At 68.6% G+C, this 22,477-nt stretch carries 24 protein-coding genes; 9 read left to right on the forward strand and 15 right to left on the reverse strand.

Annotated elements, in window-relative coordinates; genetic code table 11:
• Positions 1-30 precede the first annotated feature (30 nt).
• Positions 31-360 (reverse strand): YqjD family protein, encoded by a 330-nt coding sequence (locus ASF43_RS32130; RefSeq protein WP_056188806.1) that lies wholly within the window; start codon positions 358-360, stop codon positions 31-33.
• A 152-nt stretch (positions 361-512) separates the two neighbouring features.
• Between ASF43_RS32130 and ASF43_RS27510 the strand changes: the two genes are divergently transcribed.
• Positions 513-701: a hypothetical protein gene (locus ASF43_RS27510; RefSeq protein WP_056188809.1), complete on the forward strand. Its 189-nt coding sequence runs from the start codon at positions 513-515 to the stop codon at positions 699-701.
• On the opposite strand, the gene ASF43_RS27515 is transcribed toward ASF43_RS27510, so the two are convergent.
• The 6 genes from ASF43_RS27515 to sucC all read right to left on the reverse strand — a co-directional run bounded on the left by ASF43_RS27515 (position 702) and on the right by sucC (position 6,348).
• Positions 702-1,493 carry a 3',5'-cyclic-nucleotide phosphodiesterase gene (locus tag ASF43_RS27515; protein WP_056188812.1) on the reverse strand — a complete coding sequence of 264 codons (792 nt, stop codon included), beginning with the start codon at positions 1,491-1,493 and terminating at the stop codon, positions 702-704.
• Positions 1,494-1,667: 174 nt separating this feature from the next.
• Entirely contained in the window at positions 1,668-2,348 is a 681-nt protein-coding gene (locus ASF43_RS27520) for an FHA domain-containing protein (RefSeq protein ID WP_056188815.1), read from the reverse strand.
• 41 nt (positions 2,349-2,389) lie between these two features.
• On the reverse strand, positions 2,390-3,172 hold the full coding sequence (locus tag ASF43_RS27525; RefSeq protein ID WP_056189242.1) for a Stp1/IreP family PP2C-type Ser/Thr phosphatase: 783 nt from the start codon (positions 3,170-3,172) through the stop codon (positions 2,390-2,392).
• Positions 3,173-3,473: 301 nt separating this feature from the next.
• Positions 3,474-4,163 (reverse strand): TerC family protein, encoded by a 690-nt coding sequence (locus ASF43_RS27530; RefSeq protein ID WP_056188819.1) that lies wholly within the window; start codon positions 4,161-4,163, stop codon positions 3,474-3,476.
• Between the two features lie 115 nt (positions 4,164-4,278).
• The gene (gene sucD, locus ASF43_RS27535; RefSeq protein WP_056188822.1) at positions 4,279-5,172 is read right to left on the reverse strand and encodes a succinate--CoA ligase subunit alpha; all 894 of its coding nucleotides are present in this window, start codon (positions 5,170-5,172) and stop codon (positions 4,279-4,281) included.
• Positions 5,173-5,181: 9 nt separating this feature from the next.
• Positions 5,182-6,348, reverse strand: a complete 1,167-nt coding sequence (gene sucC / locus ASF43_RS27540; RefSeq protein WP_056188824.1) for an ADP-forming succinate--CoA ligase subunit beta — start codon at positions 6,346-6,348, stop codon at positions 5,182-5,184.
• A 175-nt stretch (positions 6,349-6,523) separates the two neighbouring features.
• Between sucC and argC the strand changes: the two genes are divergently transcribed.
• Complete coding sequence (argC, locus tag ASF43_RS27545) at positions 6,524-7,447, forward strand: N-acetyl-gamma-glutamyl-phosphate reductase (RefSeq protein WP_056188827.1); 924 nt, start codon at positions 6,524-6,526, stop codon at positions 7,445-7,447.
• Positions 7,448-7,460: 13 nt separating this feature from the next.
• Here the strand turns inward: argC and ASF43_RS27550 are convergent, their stop codons facing one another.
• From ASF43_RS27550 to recA, 3 genes are all read right to left on the reverse strand, one after another.
• On the reverse strand, positions 7,461-8,678 hold the full coding sequence (locus ASF43_RS27550) for an MFS transporter (protein WP_056188830.1): 1,218 nt from the start codon (positions 8,676-8,678) through the stop codon (positions 7,461-7,463).
• Between the two features lie 79 nt (positions 8,679-8,757).
• Positions 8,758-9,210, reverse strand: a complete 453-nt coding sequence (gene recX, locus ASF43_RS27555; protein ID WP_156373556.1) for a recombination regulator RecX — start codon at positions 9,208-9,210, stop codon at positions 8,758-8,760.
• Positions 9,210-10,262, reverse strand: a complete 1,053-nt coding sequence (recA, locus tag ASF43_RS27560) for a recombinase RecA (protein WP_056189248.1) — start codon at positions 10,260-10,262, stop codon at positions 9,210-9,212. The genes recX and recA overlap by 1 nt, the downstream gene beginning before the upstream one ends.
• Before the next feature lie 143 nt (positions 10,263-10,405).
• Here recA and ASF43_RS27565 point away from each other — a divergent pair, with 143 nt between their 5' ends.
• The 3 genes from ASF43_RS27565 to ASF43_RS27575 are packed head-to-tail and all read left to right on the forward strand — an operon-like array spanning position 10,406 to position 13,043.
• Positions 10,406-10,879, forward strand: a complete 474-nt coding sequence (locus tag ASF43_RS27565; protein ID WP_056188833.1) for a MarR family winged helix-turn-helix transcriptional regulator — start codon at positions 10,406-10,408, stop codon at positions 10,877-10,879.
• 35 nt (positions 10,880-10,914) lie between these two features.
• Positions 10,915-11,589: a response regulator transcription factor gene (locus tag ASF43_RS27570; protein WP_056188836.1), complete on the forward strand. Its 675-nt coding sequence runs from the start codon at positions 10,915-10,917 to the stop codon at positions 11,587-11,589.
• The gene (locus tag ASF43_RS27575) at positions 11,586-13,043 is read left to right on the forward strand and encodes a sensor histidine kinase (RefSeq protein WP_056188838.1); all 1,458 of its coding nucleotides are present in this window, start codon (positions 11,586-11,588) and stop codon (positions 13,041-13,043) included. The genes ASF43_RS27570 and ASF43_RS27575 overlap by 4 nt, the downstream gene beginning before the upstream one ends.
• On the opposite strand, the gene ASF43_RS27580 is transcribed toward ASF43_RS27575, so the two are convergent.
• Positions 13,021-14,376: a hypothetical protein gene (locus ASF43_RS27580; RefSeq protein ID WP_056188840.1), complete on the reverse strand. Its 1,356-nt coding sequence runs from the start codon at positions 14,374-14,376 to the stop codon at positions 13,021-13,023. The two genes, ASF43_RS27575 and ASF43_RS27580, sit on opposite strands and share 23 nt — an antisense overlap.
• Positions 14,377-14,472: 96 nt before the next feature.
• Between ASF43_RS27580 and ASF43_RS27585 the strand changes: the two genes are divergently transcribed.
• Together ASF43_RS27585 and ASF43_RS27590 are read left to right on the forward strand one after the other, a co-directional pair.
• A complete protein-coding gene (locus tag ASF43_RS27585) occupies positions 14,473-15,396 on the forward strand; it encodes a LysR family transcriptional regulator (protein WP_056188844.1) in 924 nt (307 codons plus the stop codon).
• Complete coding sequence (locus ASF43_RS27590; RefSeq protein ID WP_056188846.1) at positions 15,393-16,328, forward strand: tripartite tricarboxylate transporter substrate binding protein; 936 nt, start codon at positions 15,393-15,395, stop codon at positions 16,326-16,328. Before ASF43_RS27585 ends, ASF43_RS27590 begins: the two co-directional genes overlap by 4 nt.
• On the opposite strand, the gene ASF43_RS27595 is transcribed toward ASF43_RS27590, so the two are convergent.
• The 4 genes from ASF43_RS27595 to ASF43_RS27610 are packed head-to-tail and all read right to left on the reverse strand — an operon-like array spanning position 16,329 to position 18,922.
• On the reverse strand, positions 16,329-16,997 hold the full coding sequence (locus tag ASF43_RS27595; protein WP_056188849.1) for a glutathione S-transferase family protein: 669 nt from the start codon (positions 16,995-16,997) through the stop codon (positions 16,329-16,331).
• Positions 16,998-17,008: 11 nt separating this feature from the next.
• The gene (locus ASF43_RS27600) at positions 17,009-17,668 is read right to left on the reverse strand and encodes an SPOR domain-containing protein (protein ID WP_369803352.1); all 660 of its coding nucleotides are present in this window, start codon (positions 17,666-17,668) and stop codon (positions 17,009-17,011) included.
• A gap of 1 nt (position 17,669) precedes the next feature.
• Entirely contained in the window at positions 17,670-18,434 is a 765-nt protein-coding gene (locus tag ASF43_RS27605) for a biotin--[acetyl-CoA-carboxylase] ligase (protein ID WP_056188851.1), read from the reverse strand.
• On the reverse strand, positions 18,431-18,922 hold the full coding sequence (locus ASF43_RS27610; protein ID WP_056188853.1) for an SET domain-containing protein: 492 nt from the start codon (positions 18,920-18,922) through the stop codon (positions 18,431-18,433). Before ASF43_RS27610 ends, ASF43_RS27605 begins: the two co-directional genes overlap by 4 nt.
• An 80-nt stretch (positions 18,923-19,002) precedes the next feature.
• Here ASF43_RS27610 and ASF43_RS27615 point away from each other — a divergent pair, with 80 nt between their 5' ends.
• Positions 19,003-19,503, forward strand: coding sequence for a TlpA disulfide reductase family protein (locus tag ASF43_RS27615; RefSeq protein WP_056188856.1), 501 nt, complete (start codon positions 19,003-19,005; stop codon positions 19,501-19,503).
• Positions 19,500-22,430 carry a DNA topoisomerase III gene (locus ASF43_RS27620; RefSeq protein ID WP_056188859.1) on the forward strand — a complete coding sequence of 977 codons (2,931 nt, stop codon included), beginning with the start codon at positions 19,500-19,502 and terminating at the stop codon, positions 22,428-22,430. Before ASF43_RS27615 ends, ASF43_RS27620 begins: the two co-directional genes overlap by 4 nt.
• The last annotated feature ends 47 nt before the right edge of the window (positions 22,431-22,477 follow it).

A 22,477-nucleotide genomic window follows, 5' to 3' on the forward strand; every position in this document is an offset into this window, starting at 1 on the left:
TTGTCAGCGCCCTTGTGGGCGCATGCCGGATCAACGCCGTGCGCCGCCGCCGAGGGCCAGGCCCAGCAGCACGCCGACAGCCGCGGCGACGCCGATGGCGGTCCAAGGCGATTCGTGCACGTAGTCGTCGGTGGCGCGGGCGGCGGCCTTGGTCTTGACCAGCAGGGCTTCTTCCGCGTCGACCAGGCGCAGCTTGGCATCATGCAGACGGGCCTTGATGCGGGCGCGCAGGTTGGTGACCTTCTCGCCAGCCTGGTCGGCCGTCGCGCTGAGCATCTCCTCGGCGTCGGAGATCACGGATTTGATGTCGCTGACCAGTTGTTCTTGCGATTCGACGCTGGATGCGGTGGTTTTGGACATGGAATCCCCCTTGTTCGATAGTGGCAATGGAAAGTGCAGGTTAGCAGATAAAAGTCAGGCGTCACTTGCATACGCCAGCGCGCACAAGGTTTTTTGCGGGGGGCAGGGCTAAACTGGCCGGCACCCTGTATCGACCTACACCGGAGGGCGCGATGAAGGACAAGGAGTACTTCTGGAACGTCGACCTGCGCATCGTGCTGCGGCAGTGGTGGCAGGATGTGTCGGCGTTCGTGCTCGCCCTGGTGCTATTCCTGGCGATGTCGCTGCCTGTGGTGATCCCGACCCTGATCCTCTGGTATCTGTTTTCGATCGACTTCAAGGTAGCGCCACCGGCGCCCTGATCAGATCTCGAATTCCTGGCCCGCTTCCAGCCAGCGGATGTCGTGGCCCGGCTGGCCGGCCGCGCTGGCGTTGCGGTCGAATTCTTCGATCTCGGCCATGATCAGCACCGTCTCGGACGGCTTGGTGTGCGTGATGTAGATCGGCAGCTTGCGCTGCGGTGCCAGGTGGCCGAGCTCGTCGGCCAGCGCCATCGGTGACAGGTGCAGGCTGCGCCGCGCCAAGTCCTGCTCCCGGTTGCTGAACGCGGTCTCGATGACCAGCATGGCGACGTCCATGGTTTCCAGCCGCTTCCAGAACGCCGGGTTGCGCTCGGTATCGCCCGTGAACACCCAGCATGGCCCGCCCGCGGACACCGCGTAGCCGCAGGCCGGCACCGTGTGGACGGCAGGCATGGCTTCGACCGACGTCCCGCCGACCTGTACGACCTGGCCGATGGCGATTTCGTGGAAGCTGATGAAAGGCGCGGCCTGCGACGGGATGCGGCTGAAATCCGGCCAGATCACGTTGTTGAACACATGGGCCTTGAGCGCTGCGATGGTGCCTGACAAGGCATGGATGCAGATCGGACTGCGGCGTTGGGAGGCGATGGCGTCGACCATCAGCGGCAGGGCCGCGATGTGGTCCAGATGCGAATGGGTTAGGAACACGTGGTCGATGCCGCGCATTTCTTCCAGCGTGAGGTCACCGACACCTGTCCCCGCGTCGATCAGCACCGCGGAATCGACCAGAAACGAAGTGGTGCGACAGTCCTTGGCGATCGCCCCGGAACAGCCCAGCACACGCAGTTTCATCCGTTTCCTTGGTCGGTTGTGAAATCGGTGCCGCCCGGACGTGGATGGGAAGGGCAGCCGTTACATCAGGCTACACGTTCGGGGCAGGCCTGTCGCAACTATTTTGACGGATTCGAGCGCAGGCGGGCGAGTTTTGCGTGTCGCTTTGCGACCGGAGCGCCTGCCCGAAGCGGCTCAGCCCGTGTAGATGAATTGCATCTGCGTGCCGGCTAGCTGAAGAATGTCGCCATTTTTTAGGCCCATCGGCGTCGTGCTGACCGCCGCACCGTTGAGCAGCGGGAATTCCCCGCCCTCGACATGCACGACCACATAGCCTTGCGGCTTGCGCGTGATGGCGGCCACGGCCACGCCCGGCTTGCCCAGGGTCGTCACGACTTTCACGAGCGTGACCTCCCGGCCAGCTGCCGCGCCGGAGATGACGCGGATCGATGCCGGGGCGGTGGCCTCCGGCTGCGCCACAGGCGCGACCGGGTCGAAGGCCCGCCTCTGGGGGACCGGCGCCTCGGCGGCACGCGGTGTCGTGACAGGCCCGCGCGCTGCCGTGGCGCGGTCCTGGGCCGTGTCCTGCAGTTCGTTCAGGAACTTGATCTTGTACTTGCCGATCTCGACCATGTCGTTGTGGCGCAGCGACTGCTTGCGGATGGCGCGGCTGTTGACATAGGTGCCATTCGTGCTGTTGAGGTCTTCCAGCTGCACCTCCGTGCCCGACAGCAGCACGGCTGCGTGTTCGCCGCTGACGGCCAGGTTGTCGATCACGACGTCGTTGTACGGGCGCCGGCCCAATGTCGTACGGTCCTTGGTCAGCTGCACTTCCTTGATGACGACACCATCGATCGAAACGATCAGCTTCGGCATGGTCCGCTCCTGAATCTGGTCATGGATCTCTTTGTCAGTGCCTAGTTGCGCAACAGCCTGGCCATGAGGCTGGGCCTGCGGGTGTCGGATTGGGCTTGCACGAGTAGCACGGTGATGTTATCGCGGCCACCGCGGGCGTTGGCCACGTCCACCAGTTGGCGCGCCTTGTCGTCCAGCGAGCCGGCGGCCCGCACGATGCTGGCGATGCTGGCGTCGTCCACCATGTCGGACAGGCCATCCGAGCACAGCAGGTAGATGTCTTCGGACTCCACCGCAAATTCATTGAGCTCCAGCAGCACGCTGTCCTCGATGCCCAGGGCACGCGTGACCAGGTTGCGCTGCGTCGAGAACGCCGCCTGCGCCGGCGTGATCAGCCCCGCGTCCAGCTGTTCCTGCAGCAGCGAATGGTCCTTCGTGATCTGCACCAACTCCTGCCGCAGGCGGTAGCAGCGCGAGTCGCCGATGTGGCCCAGGAACAGCCGGGCGTCGCGGAACACGGCAACCACGAGCGTTGTGCCCATGCCCGCGTAGCTGGGGTTGTGGCGCGCGGCGTTGAAGACGGCCAAATTGGCGTGGCCGACACTGGCGTCGATCGCCTTGCGCACCTCTTTGGACGGGGCTTCCGCGCCCGAGGCCCTCAGCCAGCGCCCGAGTTCCGCGCGGATGATGCTGGCCGCCATGCTGCTGGCCACTTCGCCGGCGTTGTAGCCGCCCATGCCGTCGGCCAGCACGCTCAGGCCGACCGCCGCATCGACAGTGACAGCGTCCTCATTGTTTTTTCGCAGCAAACCGGCGTGGGTCTGCGCGCAGAACTCGTAATTCATCTCGTGGGCGCGCGGTGCCGGCATCAACCGCTGCGGCTACGCGCAGCCTGCGCCATGGCCGTGCGGCCCGACGCGCGTTGAAGATGCCCCTGTTTCCGCACTGCCGCCTTTCATTGTCGGAACTCGCATGCCAAGCACCGCGTCCACAGGCCCACGCGAATGGACAGCCGGAATGCGATGCGGAGCCGACATTCTGTTACGCGCAGCGATCAAATAGGCGGCCAGCCTGAAAATATCTGCGGTTTCAAGCCTGGGCCGAGCGCCAGGTGCGCCATTCCTGCCACAGGCGTGCTGGCGCGCCTCAGGATCGGCTGGCCCGCTTCTGTAGCCAGTTGCCGATCGCGACCACCAAAACGGCACCCGCAACGCCGGCCGCCTGCACCGTGGTCTCGCTGACGGCGCCCACGTAGTTGGCCACGGCCGGATCGGTCAGCAGCATCTCGCCGGCCAGGAAGCCGAGCAGTGCGGCTCCGATCGTGATGATGATGGGGAATCGCTCCATGACCTTGGTCAGCAAGCTGGCGCCGAACACGATCAACGGAATGCTGACCACCAGCCCGATCACCAGCAGCGGCATATTGCCTTTGGCGGCGGCGGCGACGGCCAGCACGTTGTCCAGGCTCATGACCAGATCGGCGACGAGGATAGTGCGGATCGCCGCCATCATGCCGGTGACTTCCTGCCCGTCGCCGCCGCCCTCGTCTTCACCCATCAGCAAGTCCACGCCGATATAGCCCAGCAGGCAGCCGCCGACGATCTTCAGGAAGGGCATGCCCAGCAACCGGATCGCGACCAGGGTCAGCAAAATCCGCATGACGATGGCTGCGGCGCTGCCGAAGAAGATCGCCTTGCCACGCTGCTCGGGCTTGAGCGTGCGCGCGGCCATGGCGATGACCACGGCGTTGTCGCCCGACAGGACGACGTTGGCCAGCAGGATGGAGCCGAGCGCGCTCCAGAACGTGGCAGAAGAAAGATCGAGACCAGCAAGCATGACGACTCCGACTGTTATGAATGCGAAAGCGCCCGGTCAGGGCGCTTTCTTGTTTGTCAGTGCAGTCTAGCCGGCGATCTGCCGGCCTGCAGTGCGTGGAACTGCGTACCCGCTCTTACAGCTTGGTCTTGAGCAGCTTGGCCAGCTCGGAGAAGTTGCGCGTCACGGTGAAGCCGGACTCTTCCATGATGGCCAGCTTGGCGTCCGCCGTGTCGGCGCCACCAGAGATCAGCGCGCCGGCATGGCCCATGCGCTTGCCGGGAGGCGCGGTGACGCCGGCGATGAAGCCGACCACCGGCTTCTTCATGTTGGCCTTGCACCAGCGGGCGGCGTCCGCCTCGTCCGGGCCACCGATCTCGCCGATCATGATCACGGCGTCGGTGTCGGGATCGTCGTTGAAAGCCTGCATCACGTCGATGTGCTTCAGGCCGTTGATCGGGTCGCCACCGATGCCGACGGCGCTGGACTGGCCCAGGCCGATTTCGGTCAGCTGGGCCACGGCTTCATAGGTCAGCGTGCCGGAGCGCGAGACCACGCCGATGCGGCCCTTGCGGTGGATGTGGCCGGGCATGATGCCGATCTTGATCTCGTCGGGCGTGATCAAGCCGGGGCAGTTCGGGCCCAGCAGCAGCGTCTTCTTGCCGCCAGCGGCTTCCTTGGCCTTCATCTTGTTGCGCACTTCCAGCATGTCCCGGACCGGGATGCCCTCAGTGATGCAGATCGCCATGTCCAGGTCGGCCTCGACGGCTTCCCAGATCGCGGCGGCGGCGCCCGGAGGCGGCACGTAGATCACCGACACGGTGGCGCCGGTCTGCGAAGCGGCTTCCTTGACGGAGGCGTAGATCGGGATGTTGAAGATCGACTCGCCGGCCTTCTTCGGGTTCACACCGGCTACGAAGGCGTTCTTGCCGTTCGCGTATTCCTGGCACTTTTCCGTGTGGAACTGGCCGGTCTTGCCGGTGATGCCCTGGGTGATGACTTTGGTGTCTTTGTTGATGTAGATCGACATGACGGTTCCTTAGGCTTTCTTGGTAGCTGCCACGACCTTCTGGGCCGCTTCCGCCATGGTGTCGGCGCTGATGATCGGCAGACCCGAATCGGCCAGCATCTTCTTGCCTTCGACTTCGTTCGTGCCCTTCATGCGCACGACCAGCGGCACCTGCAGGTTCACGGCCTTGCAGGCTGCGATCACGCCGGTGGCGATGGTGTCGCACTTCATGATGCCGCCGAAGATGTTGACGAGGATGGCCTCGACGTTCTTGTTCTTCAGCATGATCTTGAAGGCTTCGGTCACCTTCTCGGGGGTGGCTCCGCCGCCCACGTCCAGGAAGTTGGCCGGCTCGCCGCCGAACAGCTTGATGGTGTCCATGGTGGCCATGGCCAGGCCGGCGCCGTTTACCAGGCAGCCGATGTTGCCGTCCAGGCTGATGTAGGCCAGATCGAACTTGGAGGCTTCCACTTCGGCCGCGTCTTCCTCGTCCAGGTCGCGCAGGGCGACGATCTCGGGGTGGCGGAACAGCGCGTTGCTGTCGAAGTTGAACTTGGCGTCCAGCGCCATGACCTTGCCCTTGCTGTCACGGTTCAGCGGATTGATCTCGACCAGCGAGGCGTCCGTTTCCATGTAGCAGGTGTAGAGCTTCTTCAGGATGTCGACGGTCTGCGCGGTCGAATCGGCCGGCATGCCGATGCCGTCGGCAATTTCCTTGGCTTGCGCGTCGGTCAGGCCTTCCTTGGGGTCAGCGTAGACCGTGATGATCTTCTCGGGCGAGGAGTGGGCCACTTCCTCAATGTCCATGCCGCCTTCGCTGGACGCGATGAAGGCGATCTTCTGCGTCGCGCGGTCGGTCACGGCTGAGACGTAGTACTCCTTGTGGATGTCGGCGCCGTCTTCAATATAGAGGCGGCGGACCTTCTGGCCCTCGGGGCCGGTCTGGTGCGTCTTGAGCTGCATGCCCAGGATCTCGCCCGCGATGCGCTTGACGTCGTCGACGCTCTTGGCCACCTTGACACCACCGCCCTTGCCGCGGCCACCCGCGTGGATCTGGGCCTTGACCACCCAGACCGGGCCACCGAGTTTCTGGGCGGCCTCGACCGCCTCCTGCACCGTGTAGGCCGGAATGCCGCGAGGCACCGGTACGCCGAACTTGGCAAGGATTTCCTTGCCTTGGTATTCGTGAATCTTCATGAGGGAATCTCTCGGAAGAAAGTTGGAGACGGGGAGGGGTGAGATCTGGGCTCTGCGGTGTTGTCTGCGGACGACGGCGGCTTGACAACCGGGTGGCAGACAGTCGCGGACTGTATCATGGTGCGCTGCACCAATTATGTGCGGGCACTACGTACCACCACGAGAGCGAAACACCATGGCCAAGGTCTTCATCGATGGCGAAGCCGGCACCACCGGGCTGCAAATCCGCGAGCGTCTGCAGACCATGCCGCAGATCGAACTTGTGAGCATCGCGCCCGAGTTGCGCAAGGATGTCGGTGCGAAACGCGAGCTGATGGCCGGCGTGGATCTGGTCGTGCTGTGCCTGCATGACGACGCCGCGATCGAGTCGGTGGCGTTGATCGACCAGTTGGCGGGCAAGAAGCCCAAGATCATCGACGCCTCGACGGCGCACCGCGTGAACCCGGCCTGGGTGTTCGGCTTTCCTGAACTGGTGGCCGGCCATGCCGAGGCGGTTGCCAAGGCCGACCGGGTCGCCAATCCGGGCTGCTACGCCACCGGCGCCATCGCCATGGTCCGCCCGCTGGTCGACGCGGGCCTGCTGCCGGCCGACTTCCCGATCGCGCTGCCCTCGGTCAGCGGCTACTCCGGTGGCGGCCGCACCATGATCGAAGCCTACGAAAAGAACGAGGCGCCGCTGTTCGAGACCTACGCGCTAGGCCTCAAGCACAAGCACATCCCCGAGATCATGCGCTACACGGGCCTCGCCAAGCGCCCCGTGTTCATCCCCTCGGTCGGCAATTTCCGCCAGGGCATGCTGGTGCAGTTGCCGCTGCATCTGGACGACCTGTCGGGCAAGCCGCGTGCTAGCGACCTGCACGACGCCCTGGCTGCGCACTATGCCAAGAGCAACACGCCCGATCAGTTCGTGAAAGTGCTGCCGCCCACCGACGACGGCAAGCTGGAGCCCACTGCGCTGAACGACACGAACCAGCTCGAGATCCGCGTGTTCCCGAACGAAGACCACCGCCATGCGGTCGTCATCGCGCGGCTGGACAACCTGGGCAAGGGCGCCAGCGGCGCCGCGGTGCAGAACCTCAAGCTGATGCTGGGGCTCTGAGCCCCGTTGGCGCTCACTGCCGCAGCTGCGCAGAGCCCGGCGCCGGGCTGAACACATAGGCCAGCAGGCCGCCCAGCATCAGCACGCCTGCGCACACGAAGATGCCCGACCATGTCTGCTCCAGCGTCCAGCCGGCCTGGTGCCCGGCATCGGCGATCAGGCCGAAGGCCCAGGACGCCAGGGCGGCGCCCAGGAACACGAAGGTGTTCAGCACACCCAGGCCGCGGCCCCGCAGCGTCGCCGGCAGCAGTTCGCGCCCATGCGTCATGACCAGTGGGTGCACCATGCCGAAGGTCGCCAGCACGGCCAGCGGCAGCATGTGCAGCGCCAGTGCGCCGCCACCCGGCCACAGCGCCAGCAGGGCGGCGCCGGCCATGGAGACGAGGCCCCACCCCAGCACGGCGCGGCGCAACGAACTGCGGCGCACCAGCACCGGCAGCAGCAGCGCCGTGGCGAAGCCGGCCACGCTCAGCAAGGTCAGCACCAGGCCGCGCGTCTGCGTGTCCAGCCCGAACATGTCGGCCAGGTAGGGGCCGCCCCAGGCGTTGCGAAAGGCCGTGCCGGCCGCCATGGCGATGCACAGCGGGATCAGCGTCCACAGCACCGGCCGCACCAGCAGTCGCAGGCTGACCCGCAGCATGGCCGCGGGCGGTTCGCGGCTGGCGGCCGCCGGCCCGGCGTCACGCACATGGCGCCACACGCCCCAGCAGGCCATGGCCATGCAGACCACCGACACCGAGAGCGCCAGGCGCCAGCCTACGCGCTGGGCCAGCCAGCCGAGCGGCGCGGTGGCGCACAGCGCGCCGACCATGCCGATGGCATTCGCGCGGCCGACGAAGGGCACATAGCGTTCGGCCGGCAGATGCGCGCCTGCGTAGTGCATGAGCCCCATGAACACCGGCGCGCAGGCGGCGCCCAGCCCGGCCTGCGCCAGCATGGCCGTGACGCCGTTCGGCGCCAGCACGAACAGCACCGCCGAGACCACGCCCAGCGCCAGCAGCCAACGCGTGGGCCGGCCCACGCCGTAGCGGTCGAACGCAATGCCGACCGGGATCTGCGCCAGCGCGCAGGCCAGGAAGAAGCAGGACGACAGGCTGCCGAAGCCGGCGGCCGACAACCCGAGGTCGCGTTGCAGCTCGGGCGCGATCACGGCCAGGCAGCCGCGGAAGAACTGGCTCAGGCCGAAGGCGAAGACGAGGGCGCGCAGGGCGTGCGCGGGGGAAGAAGGCATGCGGGGCAACAGGGTCGGCGAGGGCGTGGTGATGGTGCCCGAATTTGGCCAGCGCGCCTGTCGCGCACTGGCCGGCCGTTCAATCGTCGGCCGTTCCCTTCAGCACGCGTGCCACCACGGCCCCGCTGAATCCGCGCGCGAGCAGGAAGCGGGTCTGCCGCGCCCGCTCCCTGGCATCGGCCGGCGGCTCGAAGCGGCGGCGCCACAGCGCCGTGGCGCGTTCGAGCTCGGTGTCCTTCAGGCTGGCGACGGCTTCGGCAATGGCCGCGGGCGCCACGCCCTTGTGCTGCAGCTCCTGGCGCAGCCGCAGCGCGCCGAACTGGGCGGCCCGCTGGTGCAGCACCGATTCGACGACCCGGGCTTCGCTGATGAAGCCCTTGGTCTGCAGCTCGTCGAGCGCACGGGCCAGTTCCTCGGGCTGGTCGGTGTGGCGCGCCAGCTTGCGTTCGAGTTCCTGGCGCGAGTGCTCGCGCTGGCTCAGGTAGCGCAGCGCACGGCCCTTGAGCGACAGCGTGGGGCGCGCGCCGGGGATCACGCCGCTTCGGCGGTCAGCTTGGGCGGCAGCAGGGCGATGCCCAGGCTTTCACGCACCTTGTTCTCGATCTCGTGCGCCAGGTCTCGGTTCTCGCGCAGGAATTCGCGCGCGTTGTCGCGGCCCTGGCCGATCTTCTCGCCGTTGTAGGCGTACCAGGCGCCGGACTTGTCGACGATGCGCGCTTCCACGCCCATGTCGATGATCTCGCCCTCGCGGCTGATGCCCTCGCCGAACAGGATGTCGAACTCGGCCGTCTTGAACGGCGGCGCCACCTTGTTCTTGACCACCTTGACCTTGGTCTCGTTGCCGATGGCCACGTCGCCCTTCTTGATGGTGCCGGTGCGGCGGATGTCGATGCGCACCGAGGCGTAGAACTTCAGCGCGTTGCCGCCGGTGGTGGTCTCGGGGCTGCCGAACATCACGCCGATCTTCATGCGGATCTGGTTGATGAAGATGACCATGCAGTTGGTCTTCTTGATCGTGGCCGTGAGCTTGCGCAGTGCCTGGCTCATCAAACGGGCCTGCAGGCCGGGCAGCGAATCGCCCATTTCGCCTTCGAGCTCGGCCTTGGGCGTCAGCGCGGCGACCGAGTCGACCACGATCAGGTCCACGGCGCCCGAGCGCACCAGCGAGTCGACGATTTCCAGCGCCTGCTCGCCGGTGTCGGGCTGGCTGATCAGCAGTTCCTGCAGGTTCACGCCCAGCTTCTGGGCGTACTGGATGTCCAGCGCATGCTCGGCGTCCACGAAGGCACAGGTGCCGGCCAGCCGCTGCATTTCGGCGATGACCTGCAGCGTGAGCGTGGTCTTGCCCGACGATTCCGGGCCATAGATCTCGACCACGCGGCCGCGCGGCAGGCCGCCGACGCCGAGCGCGATGTCCAGCCCCAGCGAGCCGGTAGAGACGACCTGGATGTCCTCGATCACCTCGCCTTCGCCCAGGCGCATGATGGTGCCCTTGCCGAACTGCTTTTCGATCTGGGCCAGCGCGGCCTGCAGGGCCTTGGTCTTCTCGCTTTGGGCTGCGGCGTTCTTGACGGGTGCGTCCATGAAAATCTCCTTGGAATCAATGACTTGGGTGGTGGCCACCAGATGTCGTAGTGCCGATGTCTGGATGCTTGAACAGTAGTTTAAGCCAGGTATTGATTCGCGAGCCCTCGATTTTTGGTCAGTTTGGCTTACTATTTGCCGCCATGGAATCCCAATCTGCCGATGCCTGGCGCACCACCCACCTGGGACGGCTGATGGGCGATGCCTTGCGCCGCTTCGATGCGCGCGTGCTGGAGCTCATGGCGCATGACGTGCAGGTGCCGCTGGCCCTGTCCAACCTGGCGGCGCGGGCCCAGGTCAGCGCCGCCCACGTGCACATCACGCGGCACCTGGACGCGACCGGCACACGGCCGACTGAGCTGGCGGCGCGCGCCGGCATGAGCAAGCAGGCCATGGGCGACCTGATCGCGCAGTGCGAGGCCTGGGGCCTGGTCACGCGTGAGGCCGACCCGTACGACGCGCGCGTGCGGCGCGTGCTGTTCACGGCCGATGGCCTGGCCTGGCAGCAGGCTTTCCGTGGCGCCATCGTGCAGGCCGAGGCCGAGTTCCGCGAGTCTGTCGGGGCGGACGTGGCGACCGTCGTGGCCCTGGGCCTAGAAGCCTATGCTGGCTCCTAGAATCCCCCGCCCGCCAACCCCCTTGGAGACCTGACATGCGCATTCTGATTGCCGAAGACGATCAGGTCCTGGCCGACGGCCTGCTGCGCGCGCTGCGCAGCTCGGGCGCGGCGGTGGACCATGTGGCCAACGGCACCGAGGCCGACGCCGCGCTGCGCACCAGCAGCCAGTTCGACCTGCTGATCCTGGACCTGGGCCTGCCCAAGCTGCACGGCCTGGAGGTGCTCAAGGCCTTGCGTGGCCGCGGCTCTAGCCTGCCGGTGCTGATCCTCACGGCGGCCGACAGCATCGAGGAGCGCGTCAAGGGCCTGGACTACGGCGCCGACGATTACATGGCCAAGCCGTTCTCGTTGCAGGAGCTCGAAGCCCGCGTGCGCGCGCTGACGCGGCGCGGCATGGGCGGCACCAGCAGCGCCATCCGCCACGGCCCACTGGAATACGACCAGGCCGGCCGCGTGGCCACCATCGACGGCCGCATGGTCGAGCTGTCGGCGCGCGAACTGGGCCTGCTGGAGGTGCTGCTGCAGCGCGCCGGCCGCCTGGTCAGCAAGGACCAGCTCGTCGAACGCCTGTGCGAATGGGGCGAAGAGGTGTCCACCAACGCCATCGAGGTCTACATCCACCGGCTGCGCAAGAAAATCGAAAAGGGCCCGATCCGCATCGCCACCGTGCGTGGCCTGGGCTACTGCCTGGAAAAGATCAACGCGTGAAGATTTTCCAGCGCGAGCAGCGGTCGCTGTTCGGCGAGATCCTGGACTGGATGCTCACGCCGCTGCTGCTGCTGTGGCCGGTGAGCCTGGCCCTGACCTGGCTGGTCGCGCAAGGCATCGCCGGCAACCCGTTCGACCGCGCGCTCGAGTACAACGTGCGCGCGCTGGCCGAGCTGGTGGCCGCGCCGCAGCCCGGGCTCGCGCAGTTCAGCCTGCCCCAGCCGGCGCGCGAGATCCTGCGCGCCGACGACGCCGATCAGGTCGTCTACCAGGTGCTGGATGGCCGCGGCGAACTGATCGGCGGCGACCGCGACCTGCCCCGGCCGCAGGACGACGCGCGGCCCCCGCCCGGCGAGGTGCGCCTGCGCGACGCCGAGCTGCGCGGGCTGGACGTGCGCGTGGCCTACGTGTGGGTGGCGCTGGACGCGGCCGGCACGCAGCAGGCGCTGGTGCAGGTCGCCGAGACACGCGAGAAGCGCTCGGTGCTGGCCGCCGAGATCATCAAGGGCGTGATGCTGCCGCAGTTCGTGATCCTGCCGCTGGCCGTGCTGCTGGTCTGGCTGGCGCTGGTGCGCGGCATCAAGCCGCTGTCGCAACTGGAGCAGCGCATCCGCGCGCGCAAGCCTGACGACCTGTCGCCGCTGGACGAGCGCGCCGTGCCGCTGGAAGTGGCGCCGCTGGTGTCCTCGGTCAACGACCTGCTGACGCGGCTGAAGGACTCCATCGCCACGCAAAAGCGCTTCCTGGCCGACGCCGCGCACCAGCTCAAGACGCCACTGGCCGGGCTGCGCATGCAGGCCGACCTGGCGCAGCGCGAGGGCGCGGGCACGGACGAGCTCAAGCAGTCGCTGCAGCAGATCCGCCGCTCCAGCATGCGCGCCACGCACACCGTGAACCAGCTGCTGGCCCTGGCGCGCGCCGAGAACGGCGGCGTGCCGATCACGCGACAGCCCTGCGACCTGCCACGCCTGGTGATGGACGTGGTGCAGGAGGCCCTGCCGCGCGCCATGGAGCGCCACCTGGACCTGGGCTACGACGGCGCCATGCCCGGCGCGCCCGGCGTGCTGCTGGACGGCAACCCCACCTTGCTCAAGGAGCTGGTGCGCAACCTGGTCGACAACGCCATCAACTACACACCGTCGCAGCCCGGCAGGCCCGGCGTGGTCACGGCGCGCGTGCTGGCCGACCCGTATGGTCAGGTCCTGCTGCTGCAGGTGGAGGACTCGGGCCCGGGCATTGCAGCGACCGAGCGCGAACTGGTGTTCCAGCCCTTCTACCGCGCGCTCGGCACCGATGCCGACGGCTCGGGCCTGGGCCTGCCCATCGTGCTGGAGATCGCGGGCCAGCACCAGGCCGCCGTCACGCTGGAGGACACGCACCCGGGGCGGCTGCCACCGGGCACGCGCGTCAACGTGCGTTTCAGCGGGCTGGTCAAGGGCGCTCGCGCACCGTGACGCGCGTGTCCAGCGACGCCGGCACGTAGTCGGGCGCGAAGCTGCAGCCGGCGCCGAACGCGGCCTCGTAGCTGGGGCATTGCTGGGCGATGCCGGCCGGCGTGGGCTTGACGCCCGCATCCACCCACTGCAGCAGCGCGGCCAGCAGCGTGGGGTAGGTCGGGTCGCTGATGTAGCTGTGTGTGCCCTGCGTGGTGAAGGTCTGCACGAAGCGGTCGCCGGCACCGCCGCGCACCATGACCTCCTTGAAATACGCGTCCAGCTCGACGAAGGCCGTCGGGTCGCTGATCCACTTGGTGCTCAGCACGGGCACCGGGATGCGGCCGGTCGGGTCGGTGTCGGCGCCGAAGCGCTGCACGGCCTGCGGGTCGGCGCGCAAGCGCTGCACCCCGGCGTTCAGCGCCGCGTCGTCGGCCGAGCCGGTGTACTGCGCGCCGATGTTGCCGAAGGGGCTGGCCCCGCCCGTGCGCCTGGCCACCACGTCCTGGAAGTGGAAGGTGCCCCAGTTCAGGTGCGCCTGGATCGAGCTGGCCGGGATGCGCACCACGCGCTCGATGGTCTGCACCTTGGCCTGCTGCTCGGGCGTGCGCTGGGCGGCCGTGCGGTTCAGGCCCAGGCACTCGGCCGTGCGCGCGCTCAGGTCGGCCTGCGTCATCGTGGAGTCGGCCGGCAGCCCGATGGCCAGCGGGTACTGCGGCTCGGTCGGCCGTGGGTGGTTGTTGCACAGGTACTGGTAGACCGCGCGCAGATCGAGCCGGAAGTCGTAGGAGCGCGTGCCGCCCGCCAGCACGCCGCTGGTCAGCAGCACGGCGTCGTAGGGCTGCGTGCCCACGGTCTCGGCCGTGAACATCTCGGCTGCCTTGGCCGCCACGCCTGCGCCCCAGGACTGCCCGTGCAGGATGGTGCGGCGCGGCTTTTCCACATGCTTGCGGAAGATCCTGCGCAGCCGCTCCGTGTCTTCGGCCGCGGCGCGCACCTCCACGCCGCCCTGGCGGAAGGTGGAACCGGCCCAGGCATAGCCGGCCTTGACCGCGATGGCCCAGCGCGTGAGGTCTTCGACGGCGCGCTCCTGGGTCGGCGCCTCCAGACTGGGGCCGCCGTGCGCATGCAGCACCAGCGTGCCGTTCCAGCTCTGCGGCATCGCGATCAGGTAGTGCGCGCCGGCCGAGTCCTGTCCCTGCAGGCAGCGCGCCGTGCTGGGCACGGCGGCCGGGCAGGCCGTGGCCGTGGGGGCGGCCTCTTTGATGTCGTCGTCGCCGCCACCGCCGCAGGCGGCCAGCGAAAGGAAGGCGGCCGCAGCGGCGGCCAGGGGGAAGAAACGCGGGGCCTGCATGGATGTCTCCGTGGTCGTTCGGTGGAGCGCGGATGCTAGGGATTGCACCAGCAGATAGCAAACACGCGGCGAATCTGCAGTCGATATGATTTGGATATGGACCTGCGCCAACTTCGCTACTTCCTCGCCGTGGCCGAGGCCGGGCACATCACGCGCGCGGCCGAGCAGCTGGGGATGCAGCAGCCGCCGCTCAGCCAGCAGATCAAGGCGCTGGAGACTGAGCTGGGCTGCGTGCTGTTCCAGCGCCACCCCAAGGGCGTGCGGCTGACCGACGCGGGCACGATGTTCCAGGCCGAGGCCCAGCGCCTGCTCGCAGACTTCGCGGCCATGCAGGAGCGCATGGCGGCGCTGGCCGAGGGCAAGCGCGGCCTGCTGGCCGTGGGCTTCACGAGCTCGGCCGCAGCCCACGCCTTCACACCCGAGACCCTGCGCGCCTGCCGCAGCCGCTACCCGGGCATCCAGCTCGTCGTGAGCGAGAACAACGCGGCCGACATCACCGAGGCCGTGGCCGCCTCGCGGCTGCACTGCGGCTTCCTGCGCGTGCCGGTGTCGCGCCCGCACGGCGTGGTGCTGGAAACATTGCTGCAGGAGCCCGCCGTCGTCGCCCTGCCGCGCGACCATGCGCTGGCCCGCACGCGCGGCGGCGTGGCATTGGCCGACCTGCAGGGCCAGGCGCTGATCCTCGTGCGCCGCCCGGGCGCGCCGGGCCTGTACGCCAACCTGCTGGCGCTGTGCGCGCAGCAGCAGGTGCAGGTCAGCGTGGCGGCCGAGGTCGACCGCATGATGACCAACCTGAACCTCGTGGCGGCCGGCGTCGGCATCTCGGTCGTGCCCGCCTCCATGCGCGGCGCGCACCCGCACGCCATCGTCTACCGGCCGCTGGCGCCCGAGGTGGTGCTGGACGCGCCCCTGACGCTGGCGTGGCGCCAGGCCGACAGCACCGGGCCCACCGCCACCTTCGTCGCGCTGGTGCGCAAGCTGGCGGCCGCGCAGGGGCGGCGCCAGGCGGCGTGTGCATGATGGACCGGCGCGCGCTGCTGGCGCTGATGGCCGCGCCGGCCTTCGCCGCAGATGCCAGGCCCTGGCCCGTGCGCCCCGTGCGCCTGCTCGTGGCCTACGCGACGGGCGGCGTCAGCGACGACATCTCGCGCGCGCTGGCGCAACGGCTGGCCGAGCGGCTGGGCCAGCCCGTCCTCGTCGAGAACCGCGCGGGCGCAGGCGGCAGCCTGGCCATGGACGTGCTGGCCCGCGCGCCGGCCGATGGCCACACGCTGTGCTTCTCGGCCATCACGCCGCTCACGTTGCAGCCCGTGCTGGGCCCCGTGCCCTACGACCCGTTGCAGGACATCGCGCCCGTGGCCGCCGTGATGGCCACGCCCGTGCTCGTGCTCGGCACGCCGGCGCTGGCGGCGCGCAGCATGGGCGAGCTGGTGCAGGAGGCCGGGCGCCGGCATGTGCGCTGGGCCAGCTCGGGCCACGGCACGACCGGCCACCTCGTGCTCGAGCGCGTGCGCAGCGCCAGCGGCATGCGCATCACGCACGTGCCTTACAAGGGCGGCGGCCAGCAGCTCAACGAAGCGCTCGGTGGGCAGTTCGAGGTGCTGTCGAGCAACGTCGCAGCGCTGCAGCTGCAGTACGTGCGCCAGGGCCTGCTGCACGCGCTGGCCGTCGGCGCGCCACAGCGGCTGGACGTGCTGCCCGAGGTGCCCACACTGGCCGAGGCCGGCTTCGCATCGGCGAATCTCACCTCGCTGTTCGGCCTGTTCGCGCCGGCCCACACGCCGGCCGACGTCATCGGGCGGCTCAATGCCGAGGTCCACATCGTGCTGGCACAGCCGGCCCTGCGCGAGCGGCTGCTGGCCGTCAGCAACCTGCCCGGCAGCGGCAGCGCGCAGGACTTCGCGCAGCACATCGCGCGCGAGCTGGCGGCGAACCGCCAGGCCCTGCGCTGATCAGGCCAGCGGCGGCGTGTACAGGTTGAGCTGCAGGCGCTCGCGCTGCATGGCGCGGGCCACGGCCGGCTCCTGCGCCACGCGCTGCACATAGGCCCACAGCAGGGGCAGGCCCTCCGGGTCGATGCCGGCGATCGTGCCCCAGCGCGTCAGCGTCAGCGCATAGGCGTCCAGCGGGCCGAAGGCCGCGCCGCCCAGCCAGCCACCCGTGGCGGCGCCGGCCTGGGCGACGGTGTCCTGCAGCTCCTGAAGCAGCTTGCGGTACTGGCCGGCGTTGAAGCTCTTGAGCTGGGCCTGCACGTCGGCGTCGTCGCTGTACTTGAACGGCATGAACACGTGCGTGAAGGTCGGGTGCACGGTGTTGTTCATCCACGCCAGCAGCTCCATGGCGCGGGCGCGCGCCAGCGGCTCGCCGGGCAGGAACCGGTGTTCGGGAAACAACGCGTCCAGGTAGCCGACGATGGCCAGGATCTGCGTGATCGTCTGCTCCCCATGCACCAGCACCGGCACCTGGCCGCGCGGGTTCACGGCGCGGAACGGCGCCTCGTCGTTCTCGCGCTTGTGCAGCTTGACCAGGCGCGGCTCGAACTCGGCGCCGCTGGCCTCCAGCAGACAGTGCGGCACGAAGGAGCAGGCGCCAGGGGCGAAGTACAACTGCAGACGGGGCATGGGAAGTCCTTTCAACAAGGGGTGAGCGGCTTGCCGGCCAGGGGCTGCACGCGCGCGCGCAAGGCTTCGTCGGCATGGGGCAGGCGCAGCTGGGTGACGGCCTGTTCTGGCGTCTCGGGCACCACGCGCGCGGTGCGCACGCCGCGCCGCGTCAGCTGGGCCAGGTGCTCCTGCGCGCCCGCGGCCGTGGTGAACACACCCAGCGACAGGCCGGGTGCCAGCGCGGCCGGCCGGACCGGGGCCGTTTCCACGCGCAGCGCGCGCAGCTCGGCGCGCTTCTTCTCCAGCGCATCGGCGTCCGCGTACTTGCCCATGTAGACGATCCAGCGCGTGGGCGTGGCCGTGGCGTCCAGCGCCCAGCTGCCCTCGGGCAGGTCGGCGCCGGCCAGGGCCTGGCGCAAGGTGTCGGCCTGGGCGGCATCGAACGGGCCGGCGCGCAGGCAGGCTGGTTCCGTGGTGGGGCCGGCGGCCGTGGACGCCGGCTCCGCAGGCGCGGCGGCCGAGGACGTCTGCGCCACGCGCAAGGCCTCGGGCCGGATCTGCTGGGCCAGGCGCTGCGGTTCGCTGCCGGTGTCGGGCCCCAGGCCCAGCGGCGCCAGCAAACCCTGTGACCACCCGAAGTACACGGCGTTGGCCGCCAGCAGGACGAGGGCTGCGGTGCGCACCAGCATGTCAGCCGCCGGAAGGCTCCACGGGTCGCACGCTGACCTCGGCACTGGTCACGCGCTGCAGGCCGGTAGCCGTCTGCACGCGCAGCGCGCCGTCATCGTCCACGCCATCGCCGGTGCCGGCCGTGCCGTCGGACAGGCGCAGCGGGCGATGCCGCAGCAGGTCCAGGTCGTCGAAGGCCAGGCGGAACGGCGCGAAGCCCGCGTGCTCGAAGCGTTGCACGGCGCGCACCAGCGGCGCGGCGATGTCGCGCAGCGCCTGCGGGGCGTCGCAGTCGGGCCGCAGCTCGGACAGCGAGGCCGGCGGCGTGGACAGGCCCTCGCCGCTGCGCGGCAGGATGTTCAAGCCGATGCCGATCACCACGTGGCGCTGGTCCTGCAGCGCTGCGGTCTCGATCAGGATGCCGCCCAGCTTGCGGTCGGCCAGCCACAGGTCGTTGGGCCACTTGAGCCGCAGGTCGGGGTGCAGGCTGCGCGCCACCGTCACGCCCACGGCCAGCGACAGGCCGGCCCACTCGGCGGGCGCCAGCGGCATGGCCAGCGAAAAGCTCAGCGAGGCGCCGCGCTCGCCCTGCCAGGGCTTGCCCATGCGGCCGCGCGCGGCCGTCTGGCGTTCGGCCACCAGCAGCGTCGGCTCGGCGCGCTGCGCACGGATGCGGCGCATGAGCTCGCTGTTGGTCGAATCGATCTCGGGTAGCACTTCGACTGTGAAGCCGGGCAGCAGCGGGGCGACCGCTTCCCAGATGTCCTCGGCCGGCCAGCGGATCATTTCTTCCAGCCGCGCTTGGGCGCGAGCAAGGTGCCGCGGCAGCTCTTGGCGCCGCACCAGCAGGGGTACTCGGCCTTGAGCTTCTTCGTGTAGCGCTCTTCGATGATCAGGCCGTAGTCGTAGTTCAGCTCTTCGCCGGCCGCGATGTCGCGCAGCGCCTTGATGAACACGCGGCCGTCCTGCTCGTCGGCGACGCAGTTGGGCTCGCAGGCGTGGTTGATCCAGCGCGAGGAATTGCCGCCGTACTTCGCATCGATCACGCGGTCGGCGTCGATGTGGAAGTAGAAGGTGTGGTTCGGGTCGGCCGGGTCGTGCGGATGGCGGTCCTGCGCCTCCTGCCAGCTCACGATCTCGCCCACGTATTCGATGATGGTCTCGCCCTCGGCGATGTCCTGCACGGCGAACACGCCCTTGCCATGCACGCCGGAGCGGCGGGTCTGGATGCGGCGTTCGGGGCGGCTGGGCGCGCGGGCGGTTTTTGAGGCCACAACGAAACTCTGTTAGTTTAGAAAAAGCACCTGCGCGCGTACACGCACGCGGGAAAGCCGCGAATTGTAGGAGCCGTCCCATGCCTGTGTCCCGCCGAAGCCTGATCTCCAGCGCCGCTGTGGCCGCGGCATGGCCGTTCGCGGCCACGGCCCGAGCGGCAGCCCTGCCTGCGGTCGGCGCGCGGCTGCCGCTGGCCGAGGTCGCGCTGCTGGACGGCAGCCGCTTCCTGCCCGCGAGCGCCGACGGCAAGCTGCTGGTGGTGTACTGGTGGGCCAGCTGGTGCCCGTTCTGCGCCGTGCAGAGCCCGCACATCGAGGCGCTGTGGCAGGCGCAGCGCGCGCACGGCCTGTCCGTGCTGGCCCTGTCCATCGACCGCGAGCCGCAGGCGGCGTTGAATTACATTCGGCAAAAAAAATACAGCTTCCCCGCTGGCATGCTCACGCCCGACGTGGCGCGGACCATGCCCAAGCCCCAGGGCCTGCCGGTGACGGTGGTGCGCGGCCGCGACGGCCGCGTCGTACTGGCCGAGGCCGGGGAAATGTTCCCGGACGACATTGAAGGAATAGCGAAGTTTCTATGACCAAGACCTTGGTGATTGCCGAGAAGCCGTCGGTTGCGCAGGACATCGTGCGCGCGCTGACGCCGGGGGCCGGCAAGTTCGAAAAGCACGAAGACCATTTCGAGAACGACCAGTACGTGGTGACTAGCGCGGTCGGCCACCTGGTGGAGATCCAGGCGCCCGAAGAGTTCGACGTCAAGCGCGGCAAGTGGAGCTTCGCGCACCTTCCCGTGATCCCGCCGTACTTCGACCTCAAGCCCGTGGACAAGACCAAGTCGCGGCTCAACGCCGTCGTCAAGCAGGCCAAGCGCAAGGACGTCACCGCCCTCGTGAACGCCTGCGACGCGGGGCGCGAAGGCGAGCTGATCTTCCGCCTGATCGAGCAGTACGCCGGCGGTGCCAAGCCGCTGAACAAGCCCGTCAAGCGCCTGTGGCTGCAGTCCATGACGCCGCAGGCCATCCGCGATGGCTTCGGCAAGCTGCGCAGCGAGGCGCAGATGCAGGGCCTGGCCGACGCCGCGCGTTCGCGCTCCGAGGCCGACTGGCTGGTCGGCATCAACGGCACGCGGGCCATGACGGCCTTCAACTCGCGCGACGGCGGCTTCTTCTTGACCACAGTGGGCCGCGTGCAGACGCCCACGCTGTCGGTGGTGGTCGAGCGCGAAGAGCAGATCCGCAAGTTCGTGAGCCGCGACTACTGGGAAATCCATGGCGTGTTCCAGGCCGAGGCCGGCGCCTACCCGGGCAAGTACTTCGACACCAGCTGGAAGAAGGCCAACGCACCCTTGCTGGCCAACGGCGAGCCCGACCCCGAGCAGCGCGCCGACCGCGTCTGGAACGCACGCGACGCCCAGGCCATCGCCGAGGCGGCGCGCGGCAAGCGCGCCACCGTCACCGAAGAGAGCAAGCCCACCACCCAGGCTAGCGGCCTGCTGTTCGATCTGACTTCGCTGCAGCGCGAGGCCAACAGCCGCTTCGGCTTCTCGGCCAAGACCACGCTGGCACTGGCGCAAAGCCTGTACGAGCGCCACAAGGCCCTGACCTACCCGCGGACCGACTCGCGCGCGCTGCCCGAGGACTACCTGCCGGTCGTCAAGGACACGATGAAGATGCTGGCCGCAAGCGGCATGAAGCATCTGGCCCCGTTCGCGCAGCAGGCCATCGACGGCAACTACGTCAAGCCCAGCAAGCGCGTGTTCGACAACGCCAAGGTGTCAGACCACTTCGCCATCATCCCCACGCTGCAGGCGCCCAGCGGCCTGTCGGACGCCGAGCAGAAGCTCTATGACTTCGTGGTGCGCCGCTTCCTGTCGGTGTTCTTCCCGAGCGCCGAGTTCCAGGTCACGACGCGCATCAGCACCGTCGAGCATGAAGCCAAGAAATACAGCTTCCGCTCCGACGGCAAGGTGCTGGTCAAGCCGGGCTGGATGGCCATCTATGGCAAGGAAGCCACGACCGAGGACGACGAGAAGGACGGCAAGAACCTGGTGCCCGTGAAGCCTGGCGAGCTCGTGCGCGTGGAATCCGCCGACGTCAAGGCCCTGAAGACCCGGCCCCCCGCGCGCTACAGCGAAGCCACGCTGCTGGGCGCCATGGAAGGGGCAGGCAAGACCATCGACGATGACGAGCTGCGCGAGGCCATGCAGGAAAAGGGCCTGGGCACGCCCGCGACGCGTGCGGCCATCATCGAAGGCCTGCTGAACGAGAAATACATGCTGCGCGAAGGCCGCGAGCTGATCCCCACGGCCAAGGCGTTCCAGCTCATGACGCTGCTGCGCGGCCTGGGCGTGGAAGAACTCTCCAAGGCCGAGCTCACGGGTGAGTGGGAATACAAGCTGGCCCAGATGGAGAAGGGCGCGCTGAGCCGCGACGCCTTCATGCGCGAGATCGCGCAGATGACCGAGCACATCGTCAAGAAGGCCAAGGAATACGACCGCGACACCGTGCCCGGCGACTACGCGACCCTGGCCTCGCCCTGCCCCAACTGCGGCGGCGTGGTCAAGGAGAACTACCGGCGCTACACCTGCACCGGCAAGGCTGGCGCGGCGCCGTGCGGCTTTTCGTTCGGCAAGTCGCCGGCCGGCCGCACCTTCGAGGTGGCCGAGGCCGAGGCGCTGCTGCGCGACAAGCACATCGGCCCGATCGAGGGCTTCCGCTCCAAGGCCGGCTGGCCGTTCACGTCCGAGATCGTCCTGAAGTTCAACGAGGAAGAGAACAACTGGAAGCTGGAGTTCGACTTCGGCGACGACAAGGATGCGGGCGAGACCGGTGAGATCGTGGACTTCTCGGGCCAGGCATCGCTGGGCAAGTGCCCCAAGTGCGGTGCCCCGGTGTTCGAGCACGGCGCCAACTACGTCTGCGAGAAGTCCGTGCCCACGCTGGCCCAGGCCGTGCCCACGTGCGACTTCAAGACCGGCAAGATCATCCTGCAGCAGCCCGTGGAGCGCGCCCAGGTCGAGAAGCTGCTGGCCACGGGCAAGACCGACCTCCTGGACAAGTTCGTCAGCATGCGCACGCGGCGCGCGTTCAAGGCCTTCCTGGCCTGGAACAAGGACGAGGGCAAGGTGACCTTCGAGTTCGAGCCGCGCACCAGCAAGTTCCCGCCGCGCAAGACGGCGGCCAGTGCGCCGGCCGCCAAGGCGCCGGCCAAGAAGGCTGCCACCAAGGCCGCGGCCAAGCCAGCGGTCGCGAAGAAGGCGGCCCCGCGCAAGGCAGCGGCCGGCGGCGGCCTCAAGCCCAGCGCCGCCCTGGCCGCCGTGATCGGCACCGACAACGTGCTGCGCACCGAGGCCACCAAGAAGATCTGGGACTACATCAAGGCCCAGGGCCTGCAGGACCCGGCGGACAAGCGCAGCATCAAGGCCGACGCCAAGCTGCAGGCCGTGTTCGGCAAGCCCAGCGCGACCATGTTCGAACTGGCCGGCATCCTGGGCAAGCACCTGGCCTGACCGGGTCACCGAGGCGCAGGGGCTGCAAGGCTCCTGCGCCCTTCTTT

Source organism: Pseudorhodoferax sp. Leaf267, assembly GCF_001422405.1.
GTDB lineage: Bacteria > Pseudomonadota > Gammaproteobacteria > Burkholderiales > Burkholderiaceae_C > Pseudorhodoferax.

Bases quoted from the DNA above. Each gene is read 5' to 3' on its own strand.
- ASF43_RS27565 (WP_056188833.1), top strand. From the start codon at position 10,406: ATGGAATCCCAATCTGCCGATGCCTGGCGCACCACCCACCTGGGACGG.
- ASF43_RS27515 (WP_056188812.1), bottom strand. From the start codon at position 1,493: ATGAAACTGCGTGTGCTGGGCTGTTCCGGGGCGATCGCCAAGGACTGT.
- ASF43_RS27510 (WP_056188809.1), top strand. From the start codon at position 513: ATGAAGGACAAGGAGTACTTCTGGAACGTCGACCTGCGCATCGTGCTG.
- ASF43_RS27550 (WP_056188830.1), bottom strand. From the start codon at position 8,678: ATGCCTTCTTCCCCCGCGCACGCCCTGCGCGCCCTCGTCTTCGCCTTC.
- ASF43_RS27600 (WP_369803352.1), bottom strand. From the start codon at position 17,668: ATGCTGGTGCGCACCGCAGCCCTCGTCCTGCTGGCGGCCAACGCCGTG.
- ASF43_RS27580 (WP_056188840.1), bottom strand. From the start codon at position 14,376: ATGCAGGCCCCGCGTTTCTTCCCCCTGGCCGCCGCTGCGGCCGCCTTC.
- ASF43_RS27520 (WP_056188815.1), bottom strand. From the start codon at position 2,348: ATGCCGAAGCTGATCGTTTCGATCGATGGTGTCGTCATCAAGGAAGTG.
- ASF43_RS27585 (WP_056188844.1), top strand. From the start codon at position 14,473: ATGGACCTGCGCCAACTTCGCTACTTCCTCGCCGTGGCCGAGGCCGGG.
- ASF43_RS27530 (WP_056188819.1), bottom strand. From the start codon at position 4,163: ATGCTTGCTGGTCTCGATCTTTCTTCTGCCACGTTCTGGAGCGCGCTC.
- ASF43_RS27605 (WP_056188851.1), bottom strand. From the start codon at position 18,434: ATGATCCGCTGGCCGGCCGAGGACATCTGGGAAGCGGTCGCCCCGCTG.
- ASF43_RS27570 (WP_056188836.1), top strand. From the start codon at position 10,915: ATGCGCATTCTGATTGCCGAAGACGATCAGGTCCTGGCCGACGGCCTG.
- ASF43_RS27590 (WP_056188846.1), top strand. From the start codon at position 15,393: ATGATGGACCGGCGCGCGCTGCTGGCGCTGATGGCCGCGCCGGCCTTC.
- ASF43_RS27620 (WP_056188859.1), top strand. From the start codon at position 19,500: ATGACCAAGACCTTGGTGATTGCCGAGAAGCCGTCGGTTGCGCAGGAC.
- ASF43_RS27615 (WP_056188856.1), top strand. From the start codon at position 19,003: ATGCCTGTGTCCCGCCGAAGCCTGATCTCCAGCGCCGCTGTGGCCGCG.
- ASF43_RS32130 (WP_056188806.1), bottom strand. From the start codon at position 360: ATGTCCAAAACCACCGCATCCAGCGTCGAATCGCAAGAACAACTGGTC.
- sucD (WP_056188822.1), bottom strand. From the start codon at position 5,172: ATGTCGATCTACATCAACAAAGACACCAAAGTCATCACCCAGGGCATC.
- ASF43_RS27525 (WP_056189242.1), bottom strand. From the start codon at position 3,172: ATGAATTACGAGTTCTGCGCGCAGACCCACGCCGGTTTGCTGCGAAAA.
- argC (WP_056188827.1), top strand. From the start codon at position 6,524: ATGGCCAAGGTCTTCATCGATGGCGAAGCCGGCACCACCGGGCTGCAA.
- ASF43_RS27595 (WP_056188849.1), bottom strand. From the start codon at position 16,997: ATGCCCCGTCTGCAGTTGTACTTCGCCCCTGGCGCCTGCTCCTTCGTG.
- sucC (WP_056188824.1), bottom strand. From the start codon at position 6,348: ATGAAGATTCACGAATACCAAGGCAAGGAAATCCTTGCCAAGTTCGGC.
- recA (WP_056189248.1), bottom strand. From the start codon at position 10,262: ATGGACGCACCCGTCAAGAACGCCGCAGCCCAAAGCGAGAAGACCAAG.